The organism is Streptomyces sp. NPDC006733, assembly GCF_040636125.1.
Taxonomy (GTDB): domain Bacteria; phylum Actinomycetota; class Actinomycetes; order Streptomycetales; family Streptomycetaceae; genus Actinacidiphila.
Window position 1 is genome coordinate 1 of record NZ_JBEYJD010000082.1, and the last position, 23,167, is coordinate 23,167.

Genomic DNA, 23,167 nt, shown 5'->3' on the forward strand with positions numbered 1-23,167 from the left:
GTCCTATCCCCCCTCGGCCCGGGGCCGCCGCCCCCGCCCCCGCCCCCCGGGCGTCGTCCCGGTCAGATCGCGACGGCCTCCAGGCCGTAGTACAGGAACGGGCAGGGCAGCGCGGTCAGCGAGTCCAGCTGCAGGCCCGCCCGGGTGAACAGCTCCTCGAACTCGGTGAGGGTGCGCTCGCGGCCCGTGGTCACGACCATCATCTCGATGTCGAAGATGGAGGCGCCGAGCGCCTCGACGGGGTCCTCGTTGCGCCGCCCCTCGGAGAGCACCGAGGTGAACACCACGACGCGGCCGCCCGGCGCGAGGCCCTTGCGGCAGTTCTCCAGGATCCGCACGCACTCGTCGTCGTTCCAGTCGTGCAGGATGTTCTTCAGCAGGTACGCGTCGGGACCGGCCGGCACCGAGTCGAAGAACGAGCCGGTGGCGATCTCGCAGCGGTCCGCGACCCCGGCCACCTCGATCACCGACGGCGCCTCCAGCACCCCGTTGGCGGTGTCGAAGACGCTGCCGATCAGGTTGGGGTTGGCGGCGAGGATGGCCGCGAGGTGGGTGCCGTTGCCGCCGCCGACGTCCATCACGTACTTGAAGCGGCTGAAGTCGAAGCCGCCGGTGATCGCGGGCAGCTGGACCGCGCTGCCGGCCGCCATCGCGGCGTGGAAGTGCCCGGCGAGCTCGTCGTCCGTCCGGAGGTGGTCGAACAGCCCCTTGCCGTGGACCAGGTCGAACGCCGGCCGCCCGGTGCGCACGGACTCCTCCAGCGCTCCCCACGCCTGCCAGATCGGCGCCGCCGCGTGCATCGCGTCCAGCGGGGCGCCCTGCACCGGGGACTCGCTGCGGTACATCGAGCCGAGCCGGGTCAGCGTGAACCCGCCGGCGTCGTCCGCGGTGAGCAGGCCCGCCGAGACGGCGGCGCGCAGCAGCCGCTCCAGGAACGGGGCGTGGGTGCCGGTGCTCTCCGCGAGCTGCGCGGCGGTCCTGGTCCCGTCGCCGAGCGCGTCGGGCACCCCGAGCCGGGCGGTGACGCCGGCGATCTGGTAGACGGCGAATCCGAAGAGCAGCGGCAGGTACTCCGCCGGAGTCGGCTGGTCGGTGGTCGGACCGGTCATGGCAATCCCCTCAGCCTTTGCGGCAGATCACGAGAGTGTCGAAGTCGGCGAGCGGGCGGTCGGTGACCGAGGCGAACCCGGCGCGGCGCGCCTGCTCGCTCACGTCGTCGGCGCTGTACTCGCCGCCGCCCTCGGTGACCAGCAGCATGTTGAGGCTGGCCACCAGGTTCTCGGTGTCGTCGGCGCGGCGGCCGAGCATGCGGTCGTAGACCAGGACGGTCCCGCCGGGGTTCACCGCCGCGAACGCCTTCTCCAGGATCAGGCGGCGCTGCGCGGCGTCCCAGTCGTGCAGGATGTGGCCCAGGACGATCACGTCGGCCGGCGGCAGCGGGTCCTGGAAGAAGTCGCCGGGGTGGAAGGACGCGCGCCCCTCCAGGCCGAGTTCGGCCATGTACGCGTGGAAGAACGGCTCCATCTGCGGCAGGTCGAAGACCTGGCCGGTCAGGTCCGCGCGGTGCGCGAGCAACTGGCCGAGCAGGTGGCCGCGGCAGCCGCCCGCGTCGAGCACCGAGCGGTACGGCGTGCCCTCCAGGGCCGCCGACAGCTCCTGCCCCAGGCCCTGGGTGAGGCCGTCCATCATCCGGACGAAGCCGCCCAGCGCCTGCGGGTCGTCGAGCAGCGCGGTGAAGTCGCCGTCGGCCTGCGGCTTGCCGGTGCGCAGCGCGTCGGCCAGCCGCCCGTAGACCGGGTAGAGGTTGACGTCGGCGCCGGTCAGGAAGCCCGCGACGCAGCCCTCCCGGCCGGGAACGAGGTAGCGGTCCGCGCCCTCGGCGTTGCGGAACCGCCCGTCGGGGTCGCGCCGCAGCAGCCCGAGCGCGGCCAGCAGGTTCAGGAAGTCGGCCAGGCCGCGGCCGTGCAGCCCCAGCCGCCCGCGCAGTTCCGCGAGGGTGGCGGGCCCGTCCGCGAGAGTGCCGAACACGTCGAGGCGGACGGCGGTGAGCAGCGCCTTGGCGTCGCAGAACCCGTTGCCGAGCCGGAGGAGGCCCGCGGCCGTCGTGGTGTCCGCAGCGGTGGATGGCATAGGGCGTCTCCCGTTCCTGGCCGCTTCCGCGGCGCGCTCGTGGGGCCCGCGCTGTCGGCCGCACTCCTGACCGCGCTGTCGGCCGCGAATCTCCCAGCGCGGGATGGAGGATGACTCGACCCGCCCTGGTACCGCCCGCGGCCGGGCGCGTTCGAGGCGCCGTTGAGCCCGTCCCCAGTGCCCCTGCCGACACTGGGGGCTGTCGCAGCCCTGTCGCGGAGACGAGAGAGGTGCCAGGTGAGCTCGAGCCCGTCATGCCCGGTCAACTACCCCTTCCCTTGGGCCCCGGCACCGGACATCCCCCAGGACTGGCGGACGATGCGGGAGGAACCGCTGCTGCACGTCGCCCTGCCCAGCGGTGACCCGGCCGTGCTGGTGACCCGGTACAAGGACGTCAGGCGGCTGTTCGCGGACGAGCGGCTGAGCCGCAACACGTCGCGCTACCCCGCCTCGCGCATCTCCGCGGACAACGACCTGTTCGGGGACCCGGAGATCGACAACGACCCGCCGCGCTACCTGGTGGAGCGCGCCGTCGTGATGCGCGCGTTCAGCGCCCGCCGCATCGAGGCGCTGCGGCCGGTCGTGCGGGAGATCACCGCGGAGCTGATGGACGCCATGGAGGCCGGGCCGCGCCCGGCCGAGCTGATGGAGGCGTTCGCCTACCCGCTGCCCATCCTGGTCATCTGCCACATGCTGGGCGTGCCACCGAAGGACCGGGCGAAGTTCCGCCGGCTCATCGACGGCTACCTGTCGGTGACGGCGCTGCCCGCCGACGAGGTGGAGCGCTGCCGCGTCGACTACTGGAACTACCTCAGCGAGCTGATCGCCGACAAGCGCGCCAACCCCGGCGACGACCTGATCAGCGAGCTGATCCGGGTCAGCGAGGAGGACCCGGAGAAGCTGACTGACTATCAGCTCCAGCACTGGGTCAAGACCCTGCTGATCGCCGGCTACGTCACCACCGCCTCGCAGATCGGCACCGGCACCGCCGTCCTGCTGCACCGCCCCGAGGCCGCCGCGGACCTGAAGGCCGACCTGTCGCTGGTGCCGTCCGCGGTCGAGGAGCTGCTCCGCTACCAGATGATGGGCACCTCGCTGGGTTCGCTGCGCTACGCGCTGGAGGACATCGAGGTGAGCGACGGCGCCGTCATCCCGCAGGGGTCGACGGTGATGCTGTCGGTCGAGTCCAACATGGACGAGGAGACGTTCCCCGACGCCTGCGCCCTCGACATCCGGCGCCAGGACAACCACCACATGACGTTCGGCGCCGGCATCCACTTCTGCGCCGGGGCCGCGCTGGCCCGGATGGAGCTGCAGGAGGCCACCGAGGGCCTGCTGCGCCGCTTCCCCGGCCTGCAGCTGGCGGTCCCGGGGGAGAAGCTGGTGCGCCCGGTCGGCGGCTTCCTCGCCGGGTACGCCGAGATCCCGGTCGTGTGGTGAGCGCGATGGGTGAGATGCACGTGACCGCCGACAGCACCACCTGCGTCACCAGCAGCCTGTGCGTCTACCGGGTCCCCGACGTGTTCGACCAGGACGCGGAGGGGCGGGTCGTGGTCCTGGACGCCGACCCGCCGGTCGCGCTCCAGCACGAGGTGCTGCGGGCCCGGCGCGGCTGTCCGACGCGCTCCATCCAGGTGGAGCTGGACGGGGTCCTGGTCGAGGACCCGGCGCCCGAACCTAGTTGAGGGGCACGTCCACGCGGGGCCCGGCCGGATTCCCCGGCCGGGCCCCGCTGCCGTCGGCCGCCTCCTCGCCGTCGCCGCCGGCCAGGGCGCTGCCGCGCGGCAGCAGCGGAGCCAGCGCCACGGCGGCGAGGAACGCGCCGGCCGGGTACCACAGGCTGTGCGCGGCGGAGTCCGCGAAGTCGCGGCGCAGCGCCTCGGCGGCGGCCCCGGCCACCGCCGGCTCCCGCGCCTGCGGGGTGCGGCAGCTCGCCGGAATCCGGTACGGGTCGGCCGCGGCCGACCGGTCGTGCACGCAGCCGCGCAGCGCCCCGGCCGCGCCGGGACCCGCGCCCGCGACCCGGTACTCCTCGGCGCGGGCGTGCGCGTCGCCGCCCGCGGCGACCTGCCCGAAGAAGACCAGCCCGCCCAGCCCGATACCGACCGCCGACGCGAAGTAGATCACCGCGTTGGCGACGCCGGAACCGCCGCCGGCGTCCCGCTTGGGGACGCCGGCGAGCACCAGGTCGACCAGGATCGGCACGACCAGCCCCAGCCCGCAGCCCAGCGCCGTCATGCAGCCGAAGAGCTGCCAGAAGCCGAGCGCGTCGTGCGCGACGACCTCGCTCAGCACCGCGATGCCGGCCGCGACGACCAGGCAGCCGCAGACCAGCAGCGCCCGCCCGACGCGCGGGGCGAGCGTGACGGCGAAGCCGCCCAGCAGGAACAGCCCGAGCACCCACCCGGCGCCGGCCGCGCCGGCGCGCAGCGGCGACCAGCCCAGGCCGATCTGGGTGTGCCAGACGACGATCATCTGCTGCGCCAGCAGCGCGGTGTAGACCAGCAGGAGCAGCACGATCCCCGCAACGAAGGAGCGGCGGCGAAAGAGCGCGACGGGCACCAGGGCCGCCTGCGGCCCGCGGCGCTTCTGGTGCCGGGCGAAGAGCAGGCCGGCCGGCAGCGCGGCGGCGAGCGCCGCGAGCATCCACGGCGGCCAGCCCGCGGCCCGCCCCTGCTGCAGCGGGTAGCTGACCAGCCCGGCCAGCAGCGCCACCAGGACGATGCCGACGACGTCCAGCCGCAGCGGCCGGTCGGAGCGCGACTCGGGCAGCAGCACCGCCGTGCCGGCCAGCACCAGGGCGCCGATCGGCACGTTCACCAGGAAGATCGCCCGCCAGCCCAGTCCGAGCAGATCGCCGGAGGCCATGATCCCGCCGAGGATCGGGCCGCTGAGCTGCGCCAGGTTCATCACGGTGCCGTAGGCCGCCAGCGCCATGCCGCGCCGGGTGGCGGGGAAGAGGACCTGGAGCACCGCGAGCACCTGGGGCACCATCAGCGCCCCGAACCCGCCCTGCACGAACCGGGCGCCGATCAGCACCCCGGCCGTCGGCGCGAGCGCGCAGACCACCGAGACGACGGTGAACCCGGCGACCCCCGTCATGAAGACCCGTTTGCGGCCGTAGATGTCGCCGAGCCGCCCTCCCGGGATCAGGAGGACGGCGAAGGCGAGCGCGTACGAGGCCATGAACCACTGCGCCGAGGCGTAGTCGCTGTGCAGGTCACGCTGGATGGAGGGGGCCGCGACGCTCACGATCCCCAGGTCCATCATGTCCATGAACGCGGCGAACAGGACGACCAGCAGGCAGGGCCAGGGGCGCCGGACCGGTTGCGTCACGGCTGTCAGACGTCGATCTGTACGCCGTAGGTCCGCAGCCAGAAGTCGAAGCCGAGTGCCATCTCGATGTTCGACCGGCTGTGCCACTCGTGGGCGACGCCCGACGGGTCCTTGACGGCCTGCCGGGCCGCGTCCACGTCCAGGTACGGCAGGACCGGCGAGTTCGGGTCGTCGAGGACGGCGCTGAACTCCCGGTGCAGGGCCTGGGTGTACGTCGGGTCCTGCGTGACGGGGTACGGGCTCTTCGGCCGCTCGATGACCGACTTGGGCAGCAGGTCGCGGGTGGCCGCGCGCAGCAGGCTCTTCTCCCGCCCGTCGAAGATCTTGAACTCCCACGGGGTGTTGTAGACGTACTCGACGAGCCGGTGGTCGCAGAACGGCACGCGGGTCTCCAGGCTGGAGGCCATCGCGAGGCGGTCGCCCCGGTCGAGCAGCATCGGCAGCCAGCGCGCCAGGTGCGCGTAGCTCAGCTCGCGCATCCGGTGCTCGCGGGCGCTCTCGCCCTCCTGGTGCGGGGTCTCGGCCTGCGTGGTGCGGTAGTTGTCGGCGTAGTACCCGTACATGTCGAGTTTGCCCAGCAGGCCGGCGGAGAACAGCCCGCGGCCCTGCCCGTTGCTGCTGCCCTGCTGGCGCTTCTCGGCGGCGACCCAGGGAAAGGTCTCCATGCCGACCAGTTCCTCGTCGTGCAGCCACTTGAAGCCGCCGAAGATCTCGTCGGCGGTCTCGCCGGTCAGCGCGACCGTGGAGTGCTCGCGGGTGGCGCGCAGCATCAGGTACAGCGAGGTGTCCATGTCGCCGAGCATCGTCGGCATGTCCTGCGCGATGATCGCCGCCTGGCGGGCCGCCGGGTCGATCAGGTCTGCGGTGCCGAGCACGATGTCGGTGTGGTCGGCGCCGACGTGCCGCGCCAGCTCCGCCGCGTACGGGGCGTCCGGGGTGTCGCGCTGGTCGTCGGGGGTGAAGTTCTCGCTGTAGCCGACGAAGGTGGCGGTGATGGTGCGTACCGCGTCGTCCCCGGCCTGGGCGCGGGCGATCGCGGCCAGCGCGGTGATGGCGCTGGAGTCGATGCCGCCGGACAGCGCGGTGCACAGCGGGACGTCGGCGACCAGCTCGCGGGTGACGATCTCCTCCAGCATCGACCGGACGGTGGCGATGGTGGTGTCGAGGTCGTCGGTGTGCGGCTTCGCCTCCAGCGCCCAGTACCGGTTCAGCACCGCGCCGCGGCGGCTGACGGTCAGGGTGTGGCCGGGCGGCAGCTCGCGCAGCTCCTTGAAGACGCTCTGCCCGGGGACCTTCGCCGTCGAGAACAGCTCGCGCAGCCCGTCGGCGTCCACGGTGGGGCGGACCAGCGGGTTGGCGAACAGCGCCTTGGGCTCGGAGCCGAAGAGCACGCCCTCCGGCAGCGTCTTGTAGAACAGCGGCTTGATGCCCATCCGGTCGCGGATCAGCACCAGTTCCTCGCGCCGCACGTCCCACACCGCGAAGGCGAACATGCCCTCCAGGTGGTGGGCGCAGGCGGTGCCCCACTCCACGTACGAGCGCAGCACCACCTCGGTGTCGCTGCGGGTGCGGAAGCGGTGGCCGCGGCCCTCCAGCTCGGTGCGCAGCTGCTTGAAGTTGTACACCTCGCCGGTGTAGGCGAGGACGGCGAGTTCGCGCCCGTCCTCCTCCGCCGACATCGGCTGCACGCCGCCGGCCAGGTCGATGATCGAGTTGCGGGTGTGGCCGAGCGCCGCGTGCGGCGCGATCCACACGCCGCGGGCGTCGGGGCCGCGCTTGCCGAGCGTGTCGGTCATCGCGTCAACGGTCGGCCGCTCCTCGGTGAGGTCGCGCCCGAAATCCACCCAGCCGGCAATACCGCACATGCGGAAACTCCCTTGCTCTTCTCGGTTTCGGGGCATCCCGGCAGCCATCGTCTTCCCACTGCCTGGACGGGGGCTCAAGCCCGGCCGGAACCGGCCGGGACCTGAGGGTCGAGAGGGTCGGAAAGGTCAGGGGTCAGAAGGGCCAGGCCTCCTGCCGCCAGGCCGCGTCGACGAACGCCCACTCGTAGCGCACCGCGTGCCCGGCCCGGCGCACCAGCTCCCGGCGGTCGGCGGCGGAGGACTCGGCCGCGATCTCGTCGGCCAGGTCGAGGAACTCGTCGAGCATGCCCCGGTAGAAGTCGCCGGGGTGGGCCTTGCGGACCTCGGGCGCGTAGCGCGAGGCGGGGTCGTGGTGGTCCAGCAGGTCGTCCGTGACCAGCAGGTACAGCCACGCCGACGGGATCAGCGCGCCGATCCCGGCCGCGAGCGAGGCCGTGCAGGAGTCACCGAGGAAGCTCGCGTAGCTCAGCGTCGCCGGGGCCGCCGGCGGCGGCCCGTCGTCCGCCGCGTACGGCAGCCCCAGCCGCTCGGCGGTCTCGCCGAAACCGGCCAGCCGCGCCGTGCAGTCCTCCAGCGAGCCGGCCGCCATCCGGCTCAGCAGCGCCGCCCGCCGGCTCGGCCCGGCCAGCGCCGCGCACCGCGCGTGCGCCCGGCCGTACGACGGGAGCAGGTGGCAGGAGTCCTGCAGGGTGAAGTGGACGAGCGCCGCCCCCGGCAGGGTGCCGTCCCGCAGACCCCGGTAGTAGGGGTGCTCACTGATCCGCCGGGCGCCGTCGGTGACGGTGCCGGCGAGTTCGGCCCGGACTGAGGTTCGCGTCGACATGCGGGGCAGCCTGCGCACCTCGGCTCAATCGCCGCTCGAGCGGCCCACGGGGCCGGGGCGACAAGGTGTGCGACAGCGCGCGCCGGTGCGGGCGCCGGCCGTCCGTCACACGTCATACATCGGTGAAGGGTTGGGACGAGACATGCGGGTGCTGTTCACCACCTGGGCCTGGCCGTCACATCTGTACGCACTCGTACCGATGGCGTGGGCCTTCCGCTCGGCGGGCCACGAGGTGCTCGTGGCCACCCAGCCGGGGCTGCGCGAGGAAGTGGTGCGGACCGGGCTGCAGGGGACCTCCGTGGGGTACGACGTCGACGGCGTGGGGATGGTGCGCGGTTACATCCTGCCGTCGGAGACCGACGGGCCGCCGATCAGCAGCGCGCCGCACGCGTCGCGCGGCCCGCGCGCCCTGCAGATGTTCCTCGCGCACGCCGAGTCGATGACCGAGGACCTGGTGGGGCTGGCCAAGGAGTGGCGGCCCGACCTCGTGGTCTTCGAGCCGACGGCGCTGGCCGGACCCATCGCCGCGGCCTCCGTGGGCGTGCCGGCCGTCCGGCTGCTGTACGGCACCGACCTGATGCTGCGCGCCCAGCAGATGCTGCCGGACGCCATCGCCCCGCTCGCCGCCCGCTTCGGGGTGGCCGGGCCCGACCCGTTCGGCGCCGTCACCGTCGACCCGACGCCGACCGGGCTGCAGGTGCCGGGGGAGTACCGCCGGCTGCCGCTGCGCTACGTGCCGTTCAACGGCCCCGGCGAGCGGCCCGAGCCGCTGCCGGAGCGCCGCGACCGGCCGCGGGTGCTGGTGACCTGGGGCCACACGATGGCCCGGCTCGACCCCCGCCGGTTCCTGGCCGGCGAGGTGGCCCGGGCGCTCGCCGGGCTGGACGTCGAGGTCGTGCTCGCCGTCGCGGGGGAGCAGCGCACGCTGCTGGGCCCGCTGGCGCCCGGTGTCCGCATCGAGGTCGACGCGCCGCTGCACCAGCTGCTCCCGGAGTGCGACCTGGTGGTCGCGCACGGCGGCGCCGGCACCGTCCTGACCTCGCTGCTGCACGGCGTGCCGATGCTGCTGATCCCGCAGCTGCCGGACCACGCGGGCCACGCCGCGCGGGTCCTGGCGGCCGGGGCGGGCGAGGTGCTCACCCGCGACGAGGCGACCGCCGAGCGGATCAGGTCCGAGGTGAGCAGGCTCGTCGCGGACGGACCCGAGCGCGCCGCGGCCGCCGCGCTGCGCGCCGAGATGCTCGCGCAGCCCACGCCCAGCGAGGTGGCCGCGCAACTGGAGGAGCTGGCCGCCGGGCACTGAGCCCGGCCCCGCCCGCCCGTTCCGCCGTCCGACCGTTCGAGCCGTTGTCGAGGGCGTCCCGCCAGCGTGGGGCCCCGACGCGACCGGGAAGAGGTTCTGCGAGATGCCCACACCGACCGAGCCTGTGGCCTTCCCCTTCGGCGACCCCGCGGGCCTGGACGTGGAGCCGGAGCTCGCCCGGCTGCGCGAGGGCCCCGGCCTGTGCCCGGTCCAGCTGCCCTACGGCGGCCCCGGCTACCTGGCGGTGCGCCACCACGACGTCAAGTCCCTGCTGTCCGACCGGCGGTTCAGCCGGGCGGCCTCGGTGGGGCCCGACGAGCCGCGGCTGCTGCCGATCGTGCAGAAGGCCAACCTGCTGATCGCCTCGGACGGCCCGGTGCACGACCGGCTGCGCCGGCTGCTCGCGGCGGCCTTCACGGTGCGGGGCGTCGAACGGCTGCGGCCGCGCGCCCGGACGATCATCGCGGACCTGCTGGACACCGTCGAGAAGCAGGGCGGCCCCGCCGACCTGATGGAGCTGTTCGCGCTGCCGGTGCCGATCCTGATGATCTGCGAGCTGCTCGGGGTGCCCGAGCCCGACCGCGCCCGCTTCCGCGCGCTCGCGGAGTCCTTCCTCGCCGCCAAGCTGCACCAGCTGACGGCCGAGCAGATCGGGGCGGCGGGGCAGGAGCTGCGCCGCTACCTGACGGACCTGGTCGCGGGCCGGCACGACGAGCCCACCGACGACCTGCTCGGATCGCTCGTCGCCGAGGGCGACCTCACCGACGAGGAACTGGTCGGGATCGCGGTCACCATCCTGATCGCCGGCCACGAGGTGCTCGCCGACCAGCTCGCGAACTTCACGTACTTCCTGCTCACCCACCCCGGCCACCACCGGCAGCTGCTGGACGACCCGGGGCTGATCCCCGCCGCGGTCGAGGAGATGCTGCGGTACACGCCGCTGGGCGTGAGCACCGGCTCGCCCCGGCGGGCGACCGAGGACGTCGAGCTGGGCGGCACCGTGGTGCGGTCGGGGGAGTACGTGCTGCCCGTCATGACCGCCGCCAACCGCGACGGGACGGTCTTCGAGGCCGCCGACGAGGTCGACTTCGACCGCCCGCACAACCAGCACCTCGGGTTCGGCTTCGGCGTGCACCGCTGCCTGGGCTCCGCGCTCGCCCGGCTGGAGCTGCAGGAGGCCATGCAGGCGCTGCTGGCCCGCTTCCCCGGGCTGCGGCTGGCGGTCGGCGCGGAGGAGATCACCTGGTGCACGGGCGGCCTGGTGCGCGGCCCGCACACCCTGCCCGTCACGTGGGACGCCTGACCGCCCGCACCGTCCGCGGGCGCCCGCGCACCGACCGGACTTCCGTACGCCAGAGTGTTCTACGAGTGAGGAGTCGTCATGGATCTGCAGCTGAAGGGGAAGCGGGCCGTCGTCACCGGCGCCAGCCGGGGCATCGGCCTCGCCATCGCCCGGGCCCTGGCCGCCGAGGGCGTGGAGGTGTTCGGCGGCGCGCGGACCGTCGGTCCCGAGCTGTCCGAGGTCGCCGCCCACACCCTGGAGGTCGACCTGACCACCACGGACGGCCCGGCCCGGCTGGTCGAACACGCCGTGGAGACCTTCGGCGGCCTGGACATCCTGGTGAACAACATCGGCGGCCGTACCGTGTCGGCGCAGGGCTTCCTGGACCTGGACGACGAGGGCTGGGCCAAGGGGTTCGACCTGAACTTCTTCAGCGCCGTCCGGACCATCCGCGCCGCGCTGCCCAGCCTCATCGAGTCCCGGGGCGCGATCGTCAACATCGGGTCGGTCAACGGCCGGCTCGCCGCGCCGCGCCTGGTGGAGTACTCCGCCGCCAAGGCGGCGCTGACCAACCTCACCAAGTCCCTGTCGGAGGAGTTCGGCCCGCAGGGCGTACGGGTCAACACCGTGTCCCCCGGCCCGGTGCGCACCGACACCTGGGACAGCCCGCAGCGCGCCCAGCGGATGGGCCTGGCCTCGGCCGAGGAGCTGGTGGCCGCGGTGCCGAAGTGGATGGGGCTCACCACCGGGAAGATCATCGAGCCGGAGGAGGTGGCCGCGATCGTCGCCCTGCTGGCCTCGGACCGGCTGCCCGGCGCCACCGGCGGCGACTGGCTGATCGACGCGGGCATGCTCAAGTCCGTCTGATCCGCCCGCGCCGCCTCCCGATCGCCGCCGATTCCCCGATCCCTGCCGGGTCACCTCCGAACCCCTCCCGATCCTCGCCATTCCACAGTCAAACGTGATCGAGGCGCTCGCCGCCCTGGGCGGGCGGACCGCGCGCGGCACGATCAAGCGCCGCTCAAGGTTTGCTCCACGGGGTGCGATCACCATCGGTCGTGATGGGAGATGCCATGCGGACCTCAGTTCGTCGGGAAGACGTCGTGCCGCACCACCATGTGGCGGGCCTTGGAGCGGGACCCGCCAACCTCAGCCTCGCCGCGTTGGGGGAGGACGTGGTACCCGGGGGCGTCGTTCTCTTCGAACGTCGGGAGGGGCCCGCATGGCACCCCGGACTGCTCGGCTCCGGCACCCAGCTGCAGACGTCCTGGATCAAGGACCTGGTCTCGCTGGCCGACCCGCGCAACCGGCTGTCGTTCCTGAACTACATGGTCACCACCGGCCGGATCTACGCGTTCCTCAACGCCCAGTACGAGTCCATCCCGCGCCTGGAGTACGCCCGCTACCTGGCCTGGGCCTCGGGCCGGCTCGGCACGGTGCGCTACGGCACGGAGATCACCGAGGTCGACTTCGCGGACGGGAGGTTCGTCCTGCGCGGTGCGGACGGCCCGGTGGCGACCGCCACCCACATCGTCTTCGGCCTCGGCACCCACGCCGACGTGCCGGCCTGCTTCGCCGGCCAGCAGATCGAGGGCGTGGTGCAGGCCGAGCAGTTGGAGACCCATCTGGCGTCCGTTCCGAGCGTGCCGTACGAGCAGGCCATCGTCGTCGGCGGCGGGCAGACCGGCGCCGAGTGCGTGCTCAACCTCGTGCAGCGCGGCTTCCGGGACATCCGCTGGATCGGGCGCCGGCAGTGGTTCGCGCCGATGGACGAGTCGCCGTCGGCCAACGACTTCTACCGCCCGACGTACCTGCGCTTCTTCCAGGGGCTGCCGGAGACCGTCCGGGAGCGGTACGTCGCCGAGCAGACCCTCACCAGCGACGGCGTCTCCATGACCACGCTGCAGGTGCTCTACCAGGCGAACTACGAGGCGTTCCTGCGCGAGGGCCGGTCACCGGTGATGATGCTGCCCGGCCGCAGCGTCGTCGAGGCCTCCCAGCGGCACGGCACCATCGCCCTGTGGTGCGAGCGCGACTGGGGCGGCCGGGAGCGGCACTCCGCGCGCACCGTCGTGCTCGCCACCGGGCGCAGGGCCGCGTCCCTGCCCCTGTCCGAGCGGTTGCTGGGCCTTCTCGAGACGGACTCGAGCGGAGAGCCGGTGGTGGACGCCGACTACTCGATACGGTGGAAGTTCTCGGAAAACTGCCGGATGTACGTGCAGAACCGCAGCCGGGTGGGTCACGGACTCGCCGACCCCAATCTGAGCCTGCTCGCCGTCCGGTCCGCCGTGATCGTCAACTCGCTCCTGGAACGGCAGGTGTTCGCCATCCGGGACGAGCAGATGAACACGGTCTGGGCCTGACGCACGGCGTCTCGAAAGGATGCACCAGGAATGACGACACAACCGTTCCACGTGATGATCATCGGCGGCGGCACCGGTGGGATGGCGTTGGCCCATGGTCTGAAACGGGCCGGGATCAGCGTGGCGGTGTACGAGCGCGACCGCACCAGGACCAGCGGTCTGCACGGCTACCGGGTCGGCATCGACCCGGACGGCAGCCGGGCGCTCAAGCGGCTCCTGCCGCCGGACCTGTTCGAGGTCTTCGTCAGCACCTGCGCGCGTTCGCCGAAGTACTTCAGCTTCCTGCGCGAGGACCTGAAGCCCAACATCGTCCTGCCGCTGGTCGTCGACGAGGACCCGGTCAACAGCGAGAAGTCCGTCAGTCGCATGACGTTGCGTCAGGTGCTGTTCACCGGGGTCGAGGACCTCGTGCACTTCGACAAGAAGTTCACGCACTACGAGAAGAACGACGACGACACCGTCACCGCGTTCTTCGCCGACGGCACCCAGGCCACCGGCAACCTGCTGGTCGCCGCCGACGGCGCCAACTCCGCGGTGCGCGAGCAGTACCTGCCGCAGGCCAAGGTCGAGGACGCGAAGATCATCTCGATCTCGTCGAAGGTCCCGCTCACCGAGGAGAGCAAGGCGCTGCTCCCGAAGGAGGTCTTCGAGGGCATCGGGCTGGTGGTCGCGCCCAAGGGCTACAGCTGCATCCTGCACACGATGGAGTTCAAGTGGGACCGCGACGGCAAGATCAAGAACGGGATCGGCGGCAATGACGCCGACCTGCTCGACCACTGGCCCGGCATGCTTTTCGACAACACCCGGGACTACATCAACTGGGGTTTCTGGGCCTCCACGGACAAGTTCCCCTCCGACGTGCTCACGCGCAGCCGCGAGGACCTCATCCAGCTGACCCTGGACATGACGAAGGACTGGAGTCCGGACCTGCGCAAGCTCTTTCGCATGGGGGAGCCCAGCACCACCTTCGTCATCAACATCCGCACCTCGGTGCCGATCGAGCAGTGGAAGTCCAGCAACATCACCCTGATCGGCGACGCCATCCACACCATGACGCCCGGCCAGGGCGTCGGCGCCAACACCGCGCTGCGCGACGCGGCCCTGCTGTGCCACCAGATCACCGAGTTCACCGAGGGCCGCAGCACGCTGGTCGACGCCGTGAACGCGTACGAGTCGCGGATGGTCAAGTACGGCTTCGAGGCCGTCATCGCGTCGAAGAAGCAGACCGGCGGCGACCAGCCGGTCCACAAGCCCTACATCGGCCGGCTGGTGCTGGCGAGCATGCGCGGCTACTTCTGGCTGGCGGCGCGGGTGCCGTCGATGAAGCAGAAGATGGCCCAGGAGCTCTACACCTACCGCGGCGGCGACCGCGACGACTTCTGAGCCGGCCCCGTACGGAACGCCGGAACCGCACACCCCAGGCAACCGCAGAAGACGGAGCAGTCGTGGATCTCGGACTCAGGGACAAGCGCGTCCTCATCACGGGTGCCACCCGGGGCATCGGCCGTGCCACGGCACGGGTGTTCGCCGACGAGGGCGCCCGGGTCGCGATCACCTACCACTCGGCCGCCGAGGAGGCGGAGAAGGCCGTCAAGGAGCTGGGCGGCCCGGACCGCGCGCTGGCCGCCCGGTGCGCCCTCGGCGACCCGGCGTCCATCGAGGCGGCCGTCCGCGCGGTGGAGGAGGCGTGGGGCGGCGTCGACATCGTCGTCGCCAACGCCCAGTCGTTCTTCTGGGTCGACCCGGACCAGCTGCCGCGCTTCGAGGACCTGCCCACCGAGGACTGGTTCCCGCTGCTGCGCGACAACGTGGAGGGCCACATGCTCGTGGTCCGGCACGCCCTGGGCGGCATGCGGCAGCGGCGCTGGGGGCGGATCGTCCTGCTGTCCTCCGTGACGGCGGAGCACGGCAGCCCCGGCTCGGAGATCTACGGGGCCGCCAAGGCGGCGCTGCACGGCTTCGCGCGCGGCCTGATGTGGACCAGGGACGGCATCCTCGCCAACGTCGTCTCCCCTGGCGGCACCCTCACAGAGAGCCTGCAGAACGTCGATCCGGCCATCGTCGCGCTCAGCGGCGCCGAGACGCCCAGCGGCCGGCTGAGCACCCCGGAGGACGTGGCGCGGGTCGTCGTCTTCCTCTGCTCCGAGGCCAACGGCAACGTCAACGGCGAGGTCGTGCACACTGCGGGCGGCCGCTGACCCCGGATCCGTACTCCCCGGTACTCCCCGCAACGGTCAGCCCCCGGACGACGCGTCCGGGGGCTGACCGTTGCGCCCAACCGGGTCGGCCCGGCTACGCGTCCTGCACCTTCTTGATCGACCACTGGGCGATCTTCAGCGACATCTGCACGCCCTCGGTCGCGTACTCGATCATCGCCTTCTGGTACGCCGCGAAGGCCTCCGACCGCTCGGCCTCGCCGCGCTCGACGGCCACCAGCGCCCGGGTGAGCGCGGCGGCGTCCCGCACCGCTGTGTTGGCCCCCACGCCGCCCGACGGCGGCATCGTGTGCACGGCGTCCCCCAGCGGCACCACCGGGCCGTCCTCCCACGCCTCGACCGGGTCCGTGGCGCGCAGCGCCACCGCGAAGGTGACGGCCGGCTCCGCGTGGCGGAAGATCCCGCGCAGGTCCGGGTGCCAGGTACTGGTCCGCTCGACGACGAGCGCGCACAGCTCCTCGCCGCTGAGCGCGAAGAACGCCTCGTCCGTCATGCCCAGGTCCTCGCCGTGCACGTTGAAGACCGACATGTAGTAGTCGTCGAGGTCGGCCAGGTCCGCGTCCGGCCACAGCCGGGCCGCGGCCTCGGTGGGCCGGCTGCGGAACGTCATCGGCATCAGGCCGATGTGGTGGCCGTCGGTGCCGATCACGTAGCTGAAGCGGTCGCGCAGCACCTCGGGCATCCCGCCGTCGACCGCCGAGGCCCGCGGGATGCGGGAGAAGACGGTGCGCACGCCCAGGTCCCGGGGGACGTCCCAGGGCCGGGACTGGGCCCGGATGCGGGAGTTGGTGCCGTCCGCCGCCACCAGCACGTCGCCCTCGGCGGTGGAGCCGTCCGCGAAGTGCGCGACGACCCGGCCGTCGGGCCGCTGCTCGTAGCGGTCGAAGGTCTTGCCGAAGCGGACCACGTCGCCCAGGCCCGCGAGCAGGATCCGCCGCAGGGTCACCCGGTCGACGGCGTCGATCTTGTCCGGCGCGTTCCCGCGCGGGTCCTCGAAGGCCGGCGCCCACTGCTGGACGAGGTGCTCGTCGTAGGCCACCAGGCCGGCGTCGTCGCGCTCGTTGGACGTGGCGACCAGCAGCTCCACCAGTGCCGGCGGCAGGCACTCGCGCAGCGCGTACTCGCCCTCCGGGCTGATGCGCAGCCGGTAGCCCTGCCGCCGGCCCTCGGCCGACTCGTCGCGCTCGTAGACCGTGACGCCGATCCCGGCCCGGTGCAGCCCCTGCGCGAGGCAGAGACCGCCGATGCCGCCGCCGATGACGAGGACGTGCATGGGTGAGCGAGTTGTCCGCATGGCTTCCGGCACCTTCCCGTGCTGTCGGCACTGACCCCGGCAGGGTCGGGCCGGGCGCTCGTGCGCCACTGGAGGAATCTCTTGAGCTGTCCTCGATCGGCCCCTGCCAGCGTTCCGCCGACCGCCGGACGGAGTCGGCGGCTGGCATCGGGACTAGGCGGTGACATGAACGTCAGCAACGGCAGGGGAGCCAAGAGCGCCCCGCCCTTCAGGGTGATCCTCCGGATGGAGATCCACCCCGGCTCGCACGTCAGCTTCGAACACACCTGGCTGGAGGTGGGCCGGCTCATCGCGCTGGAGCCCAGCAACCTCGGCCAGGTGCTGGTGCGCAGCGTCGAGGAGGAGAGCGTCTACTACGTGATCACCGACTGGCGCGACGAGCCCAGTTTCCGCGAGTTCGAGCGGAGCGAAGCGCATGTCGAGCACCGGCGGCGGCTGAAGCCCTTCCGCACCGGAGGCCAGATGATCCTCACCCAGATCGTGTACGACCTCGGCGGTGTGGGCGCCGCCGCTGCGACCGCCTGACCCGTCGAACGAGGAGTGGCATGGACGCGAAGGAGCTCACCTTCATCGGACTGGGCAACATGGGCAGGGGGATGGCACACACCCTGCTCAAGGCCGGGTACGCGCTCACCGTGTACAACCGCACCGCGCAGAAGGCCGAGGCGCTGGTGGCACAGGGCGCCTGGAACGCCCCCACCCCGCAGGAGGCCGCCGCCGGGCAGCGCGTCGTGCTGCTCAGTCTCAGCGACGAACATGCCGTCGAGCAGATCCTCTTCGACCAGGTGGCACCCGTACTCGATCGCGGCAGCATCGTGATCGACACCTCCACCGTCTCCCCCCGGTACGCCAGGGACTCCGCGGCACGCCTCGCGGAACTGGGCCTGCGCCGGGTGGAGGCGTGTGTGGTGGGCAACCCCTTCCAGGCGCACAAGGGCGAACTGCGGGTGTTCGCCTCGGGGGCGGACGAGGACATCGCCGCGGTGCGCGACGTCCTGGACGTCATCAGCTCGGAAGTGATCATGGCCGGGGACCCGGGCATGGCCAGCACCATCAAACTGATCTTCAACCTGCTGCTCGGCGCGCAGATCGCGGCACTCGCCGAAGGCGTCTCCTACGGCGTGGCCGCCGGCCTCGACCGCGACCTGCTGATCCAGTCCATCGCGGGCAGCGGATTCAGCTCGATGGTGATGCGCTTCCGGGCCGAACTCATGCTCAAGGGCAACTACGAACCCGCCTTCTTCCGCGCCTCGCTGATGGAGAAGGACCTGCGGCTCGCCAACAAGGCGGCGCACGACGCCGGCATCGAGCTCCCCGTCCTCGACATGGTCCGCACCCGGTTCGCCGAGGTCATCGAGGCCGGCGACGGGGACAAGGACGCCGCCGTCCTCATCGAGCACACCAGGACCTGACGCACTGACCGCGTCGACCCCGTCTTGAGCCGCCTTGCAGGCACAGCTCGCAGCATGGGCCGGAGGTCGCCGACCAACTGGAGGAACCGTGTCCCGCCGACTGTTCACCTCGGAGTCCGTGACCGAGGGCCACCCCGACAAGATCGCCGACCGGATCAGCGACTCCATCCTGGACGCGCTGCTGCGGCAGGACCCGACATCCCGGGTCGCGGTCGAAACCCTGATCACGACCGGCCAGGTGCACATCGCCGGTGAGGTCACCACGTCCGCGTACGCCGATATTCCGGCGATCGTGCGGCAGACGGTTCTGGATATCGGTTACGACTCGTCGGCGAAGGGTTTCGACGGGGCTTCGTGCGGGGTGTCGGTGTCGATCGGTGCGCAGTCGCCGGACATCGCGCAGGGTGTGGACGCGGCGTACGAGGCGCGGGTGGAGGGTGGCGAGGACGACCTCGACCGCCAGGGTGCGGGTGACCAGGGCCTGATGTTCGGGTACGCGTGCGACGACACCCCCGAGCTGATGCCGCTGCCGATCGCGCTCGCCCACCGCCTCGCCCACCGCCTGACACAGGTCCGCAAGGACGGCTCCCTCGCCTACCTGCGCCCGGACGGCAAGACGCAGGTCACCGTCGAGTACGACGGCGACCGCGCGGCGCGGCTGGACACCCTCGTGGTCTCCTCCCAGCACGCCTCCGACATCGACCTGGACTCCCTGCTCGCTCCCGACATCCGCGAGTTCGTCGTGGAGCCCGAACTGGCGGCCCTCGCCGAGGCCGGCATCGAACTCTCCACGGACGACTACCGGCTGCTGGTCAACCCGACCGGCCGCTTCGAGGTGGGCGGTCCGATGGGTGACGCGGGGCTGACCGGCCGCAAGATCATTGTCGACACGTACGGCGGGATGGCCCGGCACGGCGGCGGCGCCTTCTCCGGCAAGGACCCGTCCAAGGTGGACCGTTCCGCCGCCTACGCGATGCGCTGGGTGGCGAAGAACGTCGTGGCGGCCGGGCTGGCCCGCCGCTGCGAGGTCCAGGTCGCGTACGCCATCGGCAAGGCGGCCCCCGTCGGGCTCTTCGTCGAGACGTTCGGCACCGAGACCATCCCGGTCGAACAGATCCAGGACGCCGTCCGGAGCGTCTTCGACCTCCGCCCGGCCGCCATCATCCGCGACCTCGACCTGCTGCGGCCCATCTACGCGCAGACCGCCGCTTACGGCCACTTCGGCCGCGAGCTGCCGGACCTCACCTGGGAGCGCACCGACAGGGTCGAAAAGCTGCTCGCCACCGTGCGGGGCTGACCGAAGGAGAGAGCGCTGTGCAGATCGCCGTCACCGGTTCGATCGCGACCGACCATCTCATGAACTTCCCGGGCCGCTTCAGCGAGCAGCTGCTCGCCGACCGGCTCGACAAGGTCTCCCTGTCCTTCCTCGCCGACGACCTGGTCGTCCGGCGCGGCGGGGTGGCGGCCAACATCGCCATCGGGCTGGGACGGCTCGGCATCCGGCCGCTGCTCGTCGGGGCGGCCGGCACCGACTTCGCCGAGTACGGGCGGTGGCTGGAGGAGAACGGCGTCGACACGTCCCCGGTGCGGGTCAGCGAGACCCGGCACACCGCTCGTTTCGTCTGCACCACCGACGCCGACCAGAACCAGATCGCCACCTTCTACCCGGGCGCGATGTCCGAGGCCCGGGAGATCGAACTCGGCCCGCTCGCCGCCCGCACCGGCGGCGTCGACCTGGTCCTCGTCGGGGCCAACGATCCCGACGCGATGCTCCGCCACACCCAGGAGAGCCGCTGCCTGGGCATCCCCTTCGCGGCCGATCCCTCGCAGCAGCTCGCCACCCTCGACGGGCCCTCGGTGCGCCAACTCGTCACCGGCGCGAAGTACCTGTTCACCAACGAGTACGAGGCCTCACTCCTCCAGGAGCGCAGCGGCTGGACCGCCGCCCAGGTCCTCGACCGGGTCGGCACCTGGGTGACCACCCTGGGCGCCGACGGCGTCCGGATCGAGAGCACCGCGGAGCCCGCCATCCACGTCCCGGCCGTGCTCACCGAGACGCCGGCCGACCCCACCGGGGTCGGCGACGCGTTCCGCGCCGGGTTCCTGGCCGGCGCGTCATGGCAGTGGACCGCCGAACGGTCCGCCCAGCTCGGCTGCGCGCTCGCCACCATCGTGCTGGAGTCCCTCGGCCCGCAGGAGTACGTGCTCTCGGCCGCGGACCTGCTCGGACGGATCGACAACGCCCACGGCGGAGTCGTCGCCAGCGAGATCGAACCGGATCTGGCGGCCGTGTCATGAGCGGGACATCCCGGGCCGACGCGCTGCGTCAGGCGTTCGCGACCCGTGTGGTGGTGGCGGACGGCGCTATGGGCACGATGTTGCAGGCGCAGGATCCGTCGCTGGACGACTTCGAGAATCTGGAGGGGTGCAACGAGGTTCTGAACGTGACCCGTCCGGACATCGTGCGGTCGGTGCACGAGGAGTACTTCGCGGCGGGTGTGGACTGCGTCGAGACGAACACGTTCGGGGCGAACCTGGCGGCGCTGGGGGAGTACGACATCCCGGAGCGGATCCACGAGCTGTCGGTGACCGGTGCCCGGTTGGCGCGTGAGGTGGCGGACGACTTCGCCACGCCGGACCGCCCGCGCTGGGTGCTCGGCTCCGTCGGCCCCGGCACGAAGCTGCCGACGCTCGGCCACGCGCCCTACGTCGCGCTCCGCGACGGCTACCAGGCGAACGTGGCCGGCCTCATCGAGGGCGGCGCCGACGCGATCCTGGTGGAGACGACACAGGACCTGTTGCAGACCAAGGCCGCCATCCTGGGCGCACACCGCGCGCTGCGGGAAGCGGGCAGCACCCTGCCGATCATCACGCATGTGACCGTCGAGACGACGGGCACGATGCTGCTCGGGTCGGAGATCGGTGCGGCGCTCACCGCGCTGGAGCCGCTGGGCATCGACATGATCGGCCTGAACTGCGCGACGGGCCCGGCCGAGATGGGCGAGCACCTGCGGTATCTGGCGCAGCACGCGCGGATCGCCGTCTCGTGCATGCCGAACGCCGGCCTGCCGGTGCTGGGCAAGGACGGGGCGCACTACCCGCTGTCGCCGGAGGAGTTGGCCGACGCGCACGAGACGTTCGTGCGCGAGTACGGGCTGTCGCTGGTCGGTGGGTGCTGCGGCACCACACCGGAGCACCTGCGGCAGGTCGTGGAGCGCGTGCGCGGCTTGGACCTGTCCCCGCGCAGCCCGCGTCCCGAGCCGGGCGCCGCCTCGCTCTACCAGTCGGTGCCGTTCCGGCAGGACGCGTCGTATCTCGCGATCGGTGAGCGGACGAATGCGAACGGGTCGAAGAAGTTCCGTGAGGCGATGTTGGAGGGCCGCTGGGACGACTGCGTGGAGATGGCCCGCGACCAGATCCGCGAGGGCGCCCACCTACTCGACCTGTGCGTGGACTACGTCGGCCGCGACGGCGCCCTCGACATGAGCGAGATCGCCGGCCGCTTCGCGACGGCGTCCACTCTCCCGATCGTGCTGGACTCCACCGAGGTGCCTGTGTTGCGGGCGGGGTTGGAGAAGCTGGGCGGGCGGGCCGTCATCAACTCGGTCAACTACGAGGACGGCGACGGACCTGACTCACGTTTCGCCCAGGTGACCGCGCTGGCGTCGGAGCACGGTGCCGCGCTGATCGCGCTGACCATCGATGAGCAGGGGCAGGCGCGTACGGCCGAGCACAAGGTCGCGATCGCCGAGCGCCTGATCGGGGACCTGACCACCAATTGGGGGATCAACGAGTGCGACATCCTCGTGGACTGCCTGACGTTCACGATCGCGACGGGTCAGGAGGAGTCCCGCAAGGACGGGATCGCCACGATCGAGGCGATTCGTGAGCTGAAGCGCCGGCATCCGCTGGTGCAGACGACGCTGGGCCTGTCGAACATCTCCTTCGGCCTGAACCCGGCCGCCCGCGTGACGCTGAACTCGGTCTTCCTCAATGAGTGCGTCGAGGCCGGCCTGGATTCCGCGATCGTGCACGCGGCGAAGATCGTGCCGATTGCGCGGATCCCGGAGGAGCAGCGGGAGATCGCGCTGGATCTGGTCTACGACCGGCGGCGGGAGGGCTACGACCCGTTGCAGGCCTTCTTGGAGGCGTTCGAGGGCGTCGACATGAAGTCCGTGAAGGCCGGGCGGGCGGAGGAGTTGGCGGCGCTGCCGCTGGATGAGCGGTTGCAGCGGCGGATCATCGACGGGGAGAAGAACGGCCTGGAGGGCGATCTCGATGAGGCGCTGACCGGGCAGTCGGCTCTGCAGATCGTCAACGACACCCTGCTGGAGGGCATGAAGGTCGTCGGCGAGCTGTTCGGCTCCGGCCAGATGCAGCTGCCGTTCGTACTCCAGTCGGCTGAGGTCATGAAGACCGCCGTGGCGTACCTGGAGCCGCATATGGAGAAGTCCGACGCGGAGGGCAAGGGCACGATCGTGCTCGCGACCGTGCGCGGTGACGTGCATGACATCGGCAAGAACCTGGTCGACATCATCCTGTCGAACAACGGCTACAACGTGATTAACCTCGGCATCAAGCAGCCGGTGGCGGCGATCCTGGAGGCGGCGACCGAGCACAGGGCCGACGTGATCGGCATGTCCGGCCTGCTGGTGAAGTCCACCGTGATCATGAAGGAGAACCTCCAGGAGCTCAACGCCCGCAAGATGGCGGCCGACTACCCGGTCATCCTCGGCGGCGCGGCCCTGACCCGGGCGTACGTCGAGCAGGACCTGCACGAGATCTACGAGGGCGAGGTCCGCTACGCCCGTGATGCCTTCGAGGGCCTGCGGCTGATGGACGCGCTGATCGCCGTCAAGCGCGGCGTGCCGGGAGCGGTGCTGCCGGAGCTGAAGCAGCGGCGGGTCGCCGCCCGTCCCGCGCTCGTTGTCGAGGAGCCGGACGAGGAGCGGGGTTCGGTCCGCTCGAACGTGGTCGTCGACAACCCGGTCCCCACGCCGCCGTTCTGGGGCACCCGCATCATCAAGGGCACCCCGCTCAAGGACTATGCGGCCTGGATCGACGAGGCCGCGCTCTTCAAGGGCCAGTGGGGGTTGAAGTCCACGCGTGGTGACGGCCCCTCGTACGAGGAGTTGGTGGAGAG

19 protein-coding genes are annotated in these 23,167 nt (G+C 71.8%); 13 read left to right on the forward strand and 6 right to left on the reverse strand.

The genetic code is table 11. The annotated features are described in order from the left end of the window. Positions 1-62 precede the first annotated feature (62 nt). On the reverse strand, positions 63-1,109 hold the full coding sequence (locus ABZ721_RS38860; RefSeq protein ID WP_358793551.1) for a methyltransferase: 1,047 nt from the start codon (positions 1,107-1,109) through the stop codon (positions 63-65). Between the two features lie 10 nt (positions 1,110-1,119). Continuing rightward, the gene (locus tag ABZ721_RS38865) at positions 1,120-2,130 is read right to left on the reverse strand and encodes a methyltransferase (RefSeq protein WP_358793552.1); all 1,011 of its coding nucleotides are present in this window, start codon (positions 2,128-2,130) and stop codon (positions 1,120-1,122) included. A gap of 318 nt (positions 2,131-2,448) precedes the next feature. Between ABZ721_RS38865 and ABZ721_RS38870 the strand changes: the two genes are divergently transcribed. Both ABZ721_RS38870 and ABZ721_RS38875 read left to right on the forward strand, forming a co-directional pair. Continuing rightward, on the forward strand, positions 2,449-3,570 hold the full coding sequence (locus tag ABZ721_RS38870; protein WP_358793553.1) for a cytochrome P450: 1,122 nt from the start codon (positions 2,449-2,451) through the stop codon (positions 3,568-3,570). Positions 3,571-3,575: 5 nt separating this feature from the next. Next, positions 3,576-3,815 carry a ferredoxin gene (locus ABZ721_RS38875; protein ID WP_358793554.1) on the forward strand — a complete coding sequence of 80 codons (240 nt, stop codon included), beginning with the start codon at positions 3,576-3,578 and terminating at the stop codon, positions 3,813-3,815. Here ABZ721_RS38875 and ABZ721_RS38880 read toward each other — a convergent pair. The 3 genes from ABZ721_RS38880 to ABZ721_RS38890 all read right to left on the reverse strand — a co-directional run bounded on the left by ABZ721_RS38880 (position 3,808) and on the right by ABZ721_RS38890 (position 8,154). Continuing rightward, positions 3,808-5,466, reverse strand: a complete 1,659-nt coding sequence (locus ABZ721_RS38880; protein WP_358793555.1) for an MFS transporter — start codon at positions 5,464-5,466, stop codon at positions 3,808-3,810. The two genes, ABZ721_RS38875 and ABZ721_RS38880, sit on opposite strands and share 8 nt — an antisense overlap. Before the next feature lie 5 nt (positions 5,467-5,471). Continuing rightward, positions 5,472-7,331 carry an asparagine synthase (glutamine-hydrolyzing) gene (asnB, locus tag ABZ721_RS38885; protein WP_358793556.1) on the reverse strand — a complete coding sequence of 620 codons (1,860 nt, stop codon included), beginning with the start codon at positions 7,329-7,331 and terminating at the stop codon, positions 5,472-5,474. Between the two features lie 133 nt (positions 7,332-7,464). Continuing rightward, positions 7,465-8,154 carry a TenA family transcriptional regulator gene (locus ABZ721_RS38890; RefSeq protein WP_358793557.1) on the reverse strand — a complete coding sequence of 230 codons (690 nt, stop codon included), beginning with the start codon at positions 8,152-8,154 and terminating at the stop codon, positions 7,465-7,467. Positions 8,155-8,296: 142 nt separating this feature from the next. Here ABZ721_RS38890 and ABZ721_RS38895 point away from each other — a divergent pair, with 142 nt between their 5' ends. From ABZ721_RS38895 to ABZ721_RS38920, 6 genes are all read left to right on the forward strand, one after another. Further along, entirely contained in the window at positions 8,297-9,457 is a 1,161-nt protein-coding gene (locus tag ABZ721_RS38895) for a nucleotide disphospho-sugar-binding domain-containing protein (RefSeq protein ID WP_358793558.1), read from the forward strand. Between the two features lie 103 nt (positions 9,458-9,560). Continuing rightward, positions 9,561-10,760, forward strand: coding sequence for a cytochrome P450 (locus ABZ721_RS38900; protein WP_358793559.1), 1,200 nt, complete (start codon positions 9,561-9,563; stop codon positions 10,758-10,760). A 78-nt stretch (positions 10,761-10,838) separates the two neighbouring features. Next, positions 10,839-11,606 carry an SDR family oxidoreductase gene (locus tag ABZ721_RS38905; protein WP_358793560.1) on the forward strand — a complete coding sequence of 256 codons (768 nt, stop codon included), beginning with the start codon at positions 10,839-10,841 and terminating at the stop codon, positions 11,604-11,606. Between the two features lie 236 nt (positions 11,607-11,842). Next, positions 11,843-13,102 carry a SidA/IucD/PvdA family monooxygenase gene (locus ABZ721_RS38910; protein ID WP_358793561.1) on the forward strand — a complete coding sequence of 420 codons (1,260 nt, stop codon included), beginning with the start codon at positions 11,843-11,845 and terminating at the stop codon, positions 13,100-13,102. A 30-nt stretch (positions 13,103-13,132) separates the two neighbouring features. Continuing rightward, positions 13,133-14,485 (forward strand): FAD-dependent monooxygenase, encoded by a 1,353-nt coding sequence (locus ABZ721_RS38915; protein WP_358793562.1) that lies wholly within the window; start codon positions 13,133-13,135, stop codon positions 14,483-14,485. Between the two features lie 62 nt (positions 14,486-14,547). Next, entirely contained in the window at positions 14,548-15,300 is a 753-nt protein-coding gene (locus tag ABZ721_RS38920) for an SDR family NAD(P)-dependent oxidoreductase (protein WP_358793563.1), read from the forward strand. 94 nt (positions 15,301-15,394) lie between these two features. Here the strand turns inward: ABZ721_RS38920 and ABZ721_RS38925 are convergent, their stop codons facing one another. Continuing rightward, positions 15,395-16,612 carry an FAD-dependent monooxygenase gene (locus tag ABZ721_RS38925; protein WP_358793564.1) on the reverse strand — a complete coding sequence of 406 codons (1,218 nt, stop codon included), beginning with the start codon at positions 16,610-16,612 and terminating at the stop codon, positions 15,395-15,397. A gap of 165 nt (positions 16,613-16,777) precedes the next feature. Between ABZ721_RS38925 and ABZ721_RS38930 the strand changes: the two genes are divergently transcribed. The 5 genes from ABZ721_RS38930 to metH all read left to right on the forward strand — a co-directional run. After that, positions 16,778-17,137 (forward strand): antibiotic biosynthesis monooxygenase family protein, encoded by a 360-nt coding sequence (locus tag ABZ721_RS38930; RefSeq protein WP_358793565.1) that lies wholly within the window; start codon positions 16,778-16,780, stop codon positions 17,135-17,137. Positions 17,138-17,157: 20 nt separating this feature from the next. After that, positions 17,158-18,024: an NAD(P)-dependent oxidoreductase gene (locus ABZ721_RS38935; protein ID WP_358793566.1), complete on the forward strand. Its 867-nt coding sequence runs from the start codon at positions 17,158-17,160 to the stop codon at positions 18,022-18,024. A gap of 88 nt (positions 18,025-18,112) precedes the next feature. Further along, positions 18,113-19,321 carry a methionine adenosyltransferase gene (gene metK, locus ABZ721_RS38940; protein WP_358793567.1) on the forward strand — a complete coding sequence of 403 codons (1,209 nt, stop codon included), beginning with the start codon at positions 18,113-18,115 and terminating at the stop codon, positions 19,319-19,321. Between the two features lie 17 nt (positions 19,322-19,338). Continuing rightward, a complete protein-coding gene (locus tag ABZ721_RS38945; protein WP_358793568.1) occupies positions 19,339-20,322 on the forward strand; it encodes a carbohydrate kinase family protein in 984 nt (327 codons plus the stop codon). Further along, positions 20,319-23,167, forward strand: a 2,849-nt coding sequence (gene metH, locus ABZ721_RS38950; protein WP_358793569.1) for a methionine synthase, incomplete at its 3' end; no start/stop codon positions are given. The genes ABZ721_RS38945 and metH, both read left to right, overlap by 4 nt.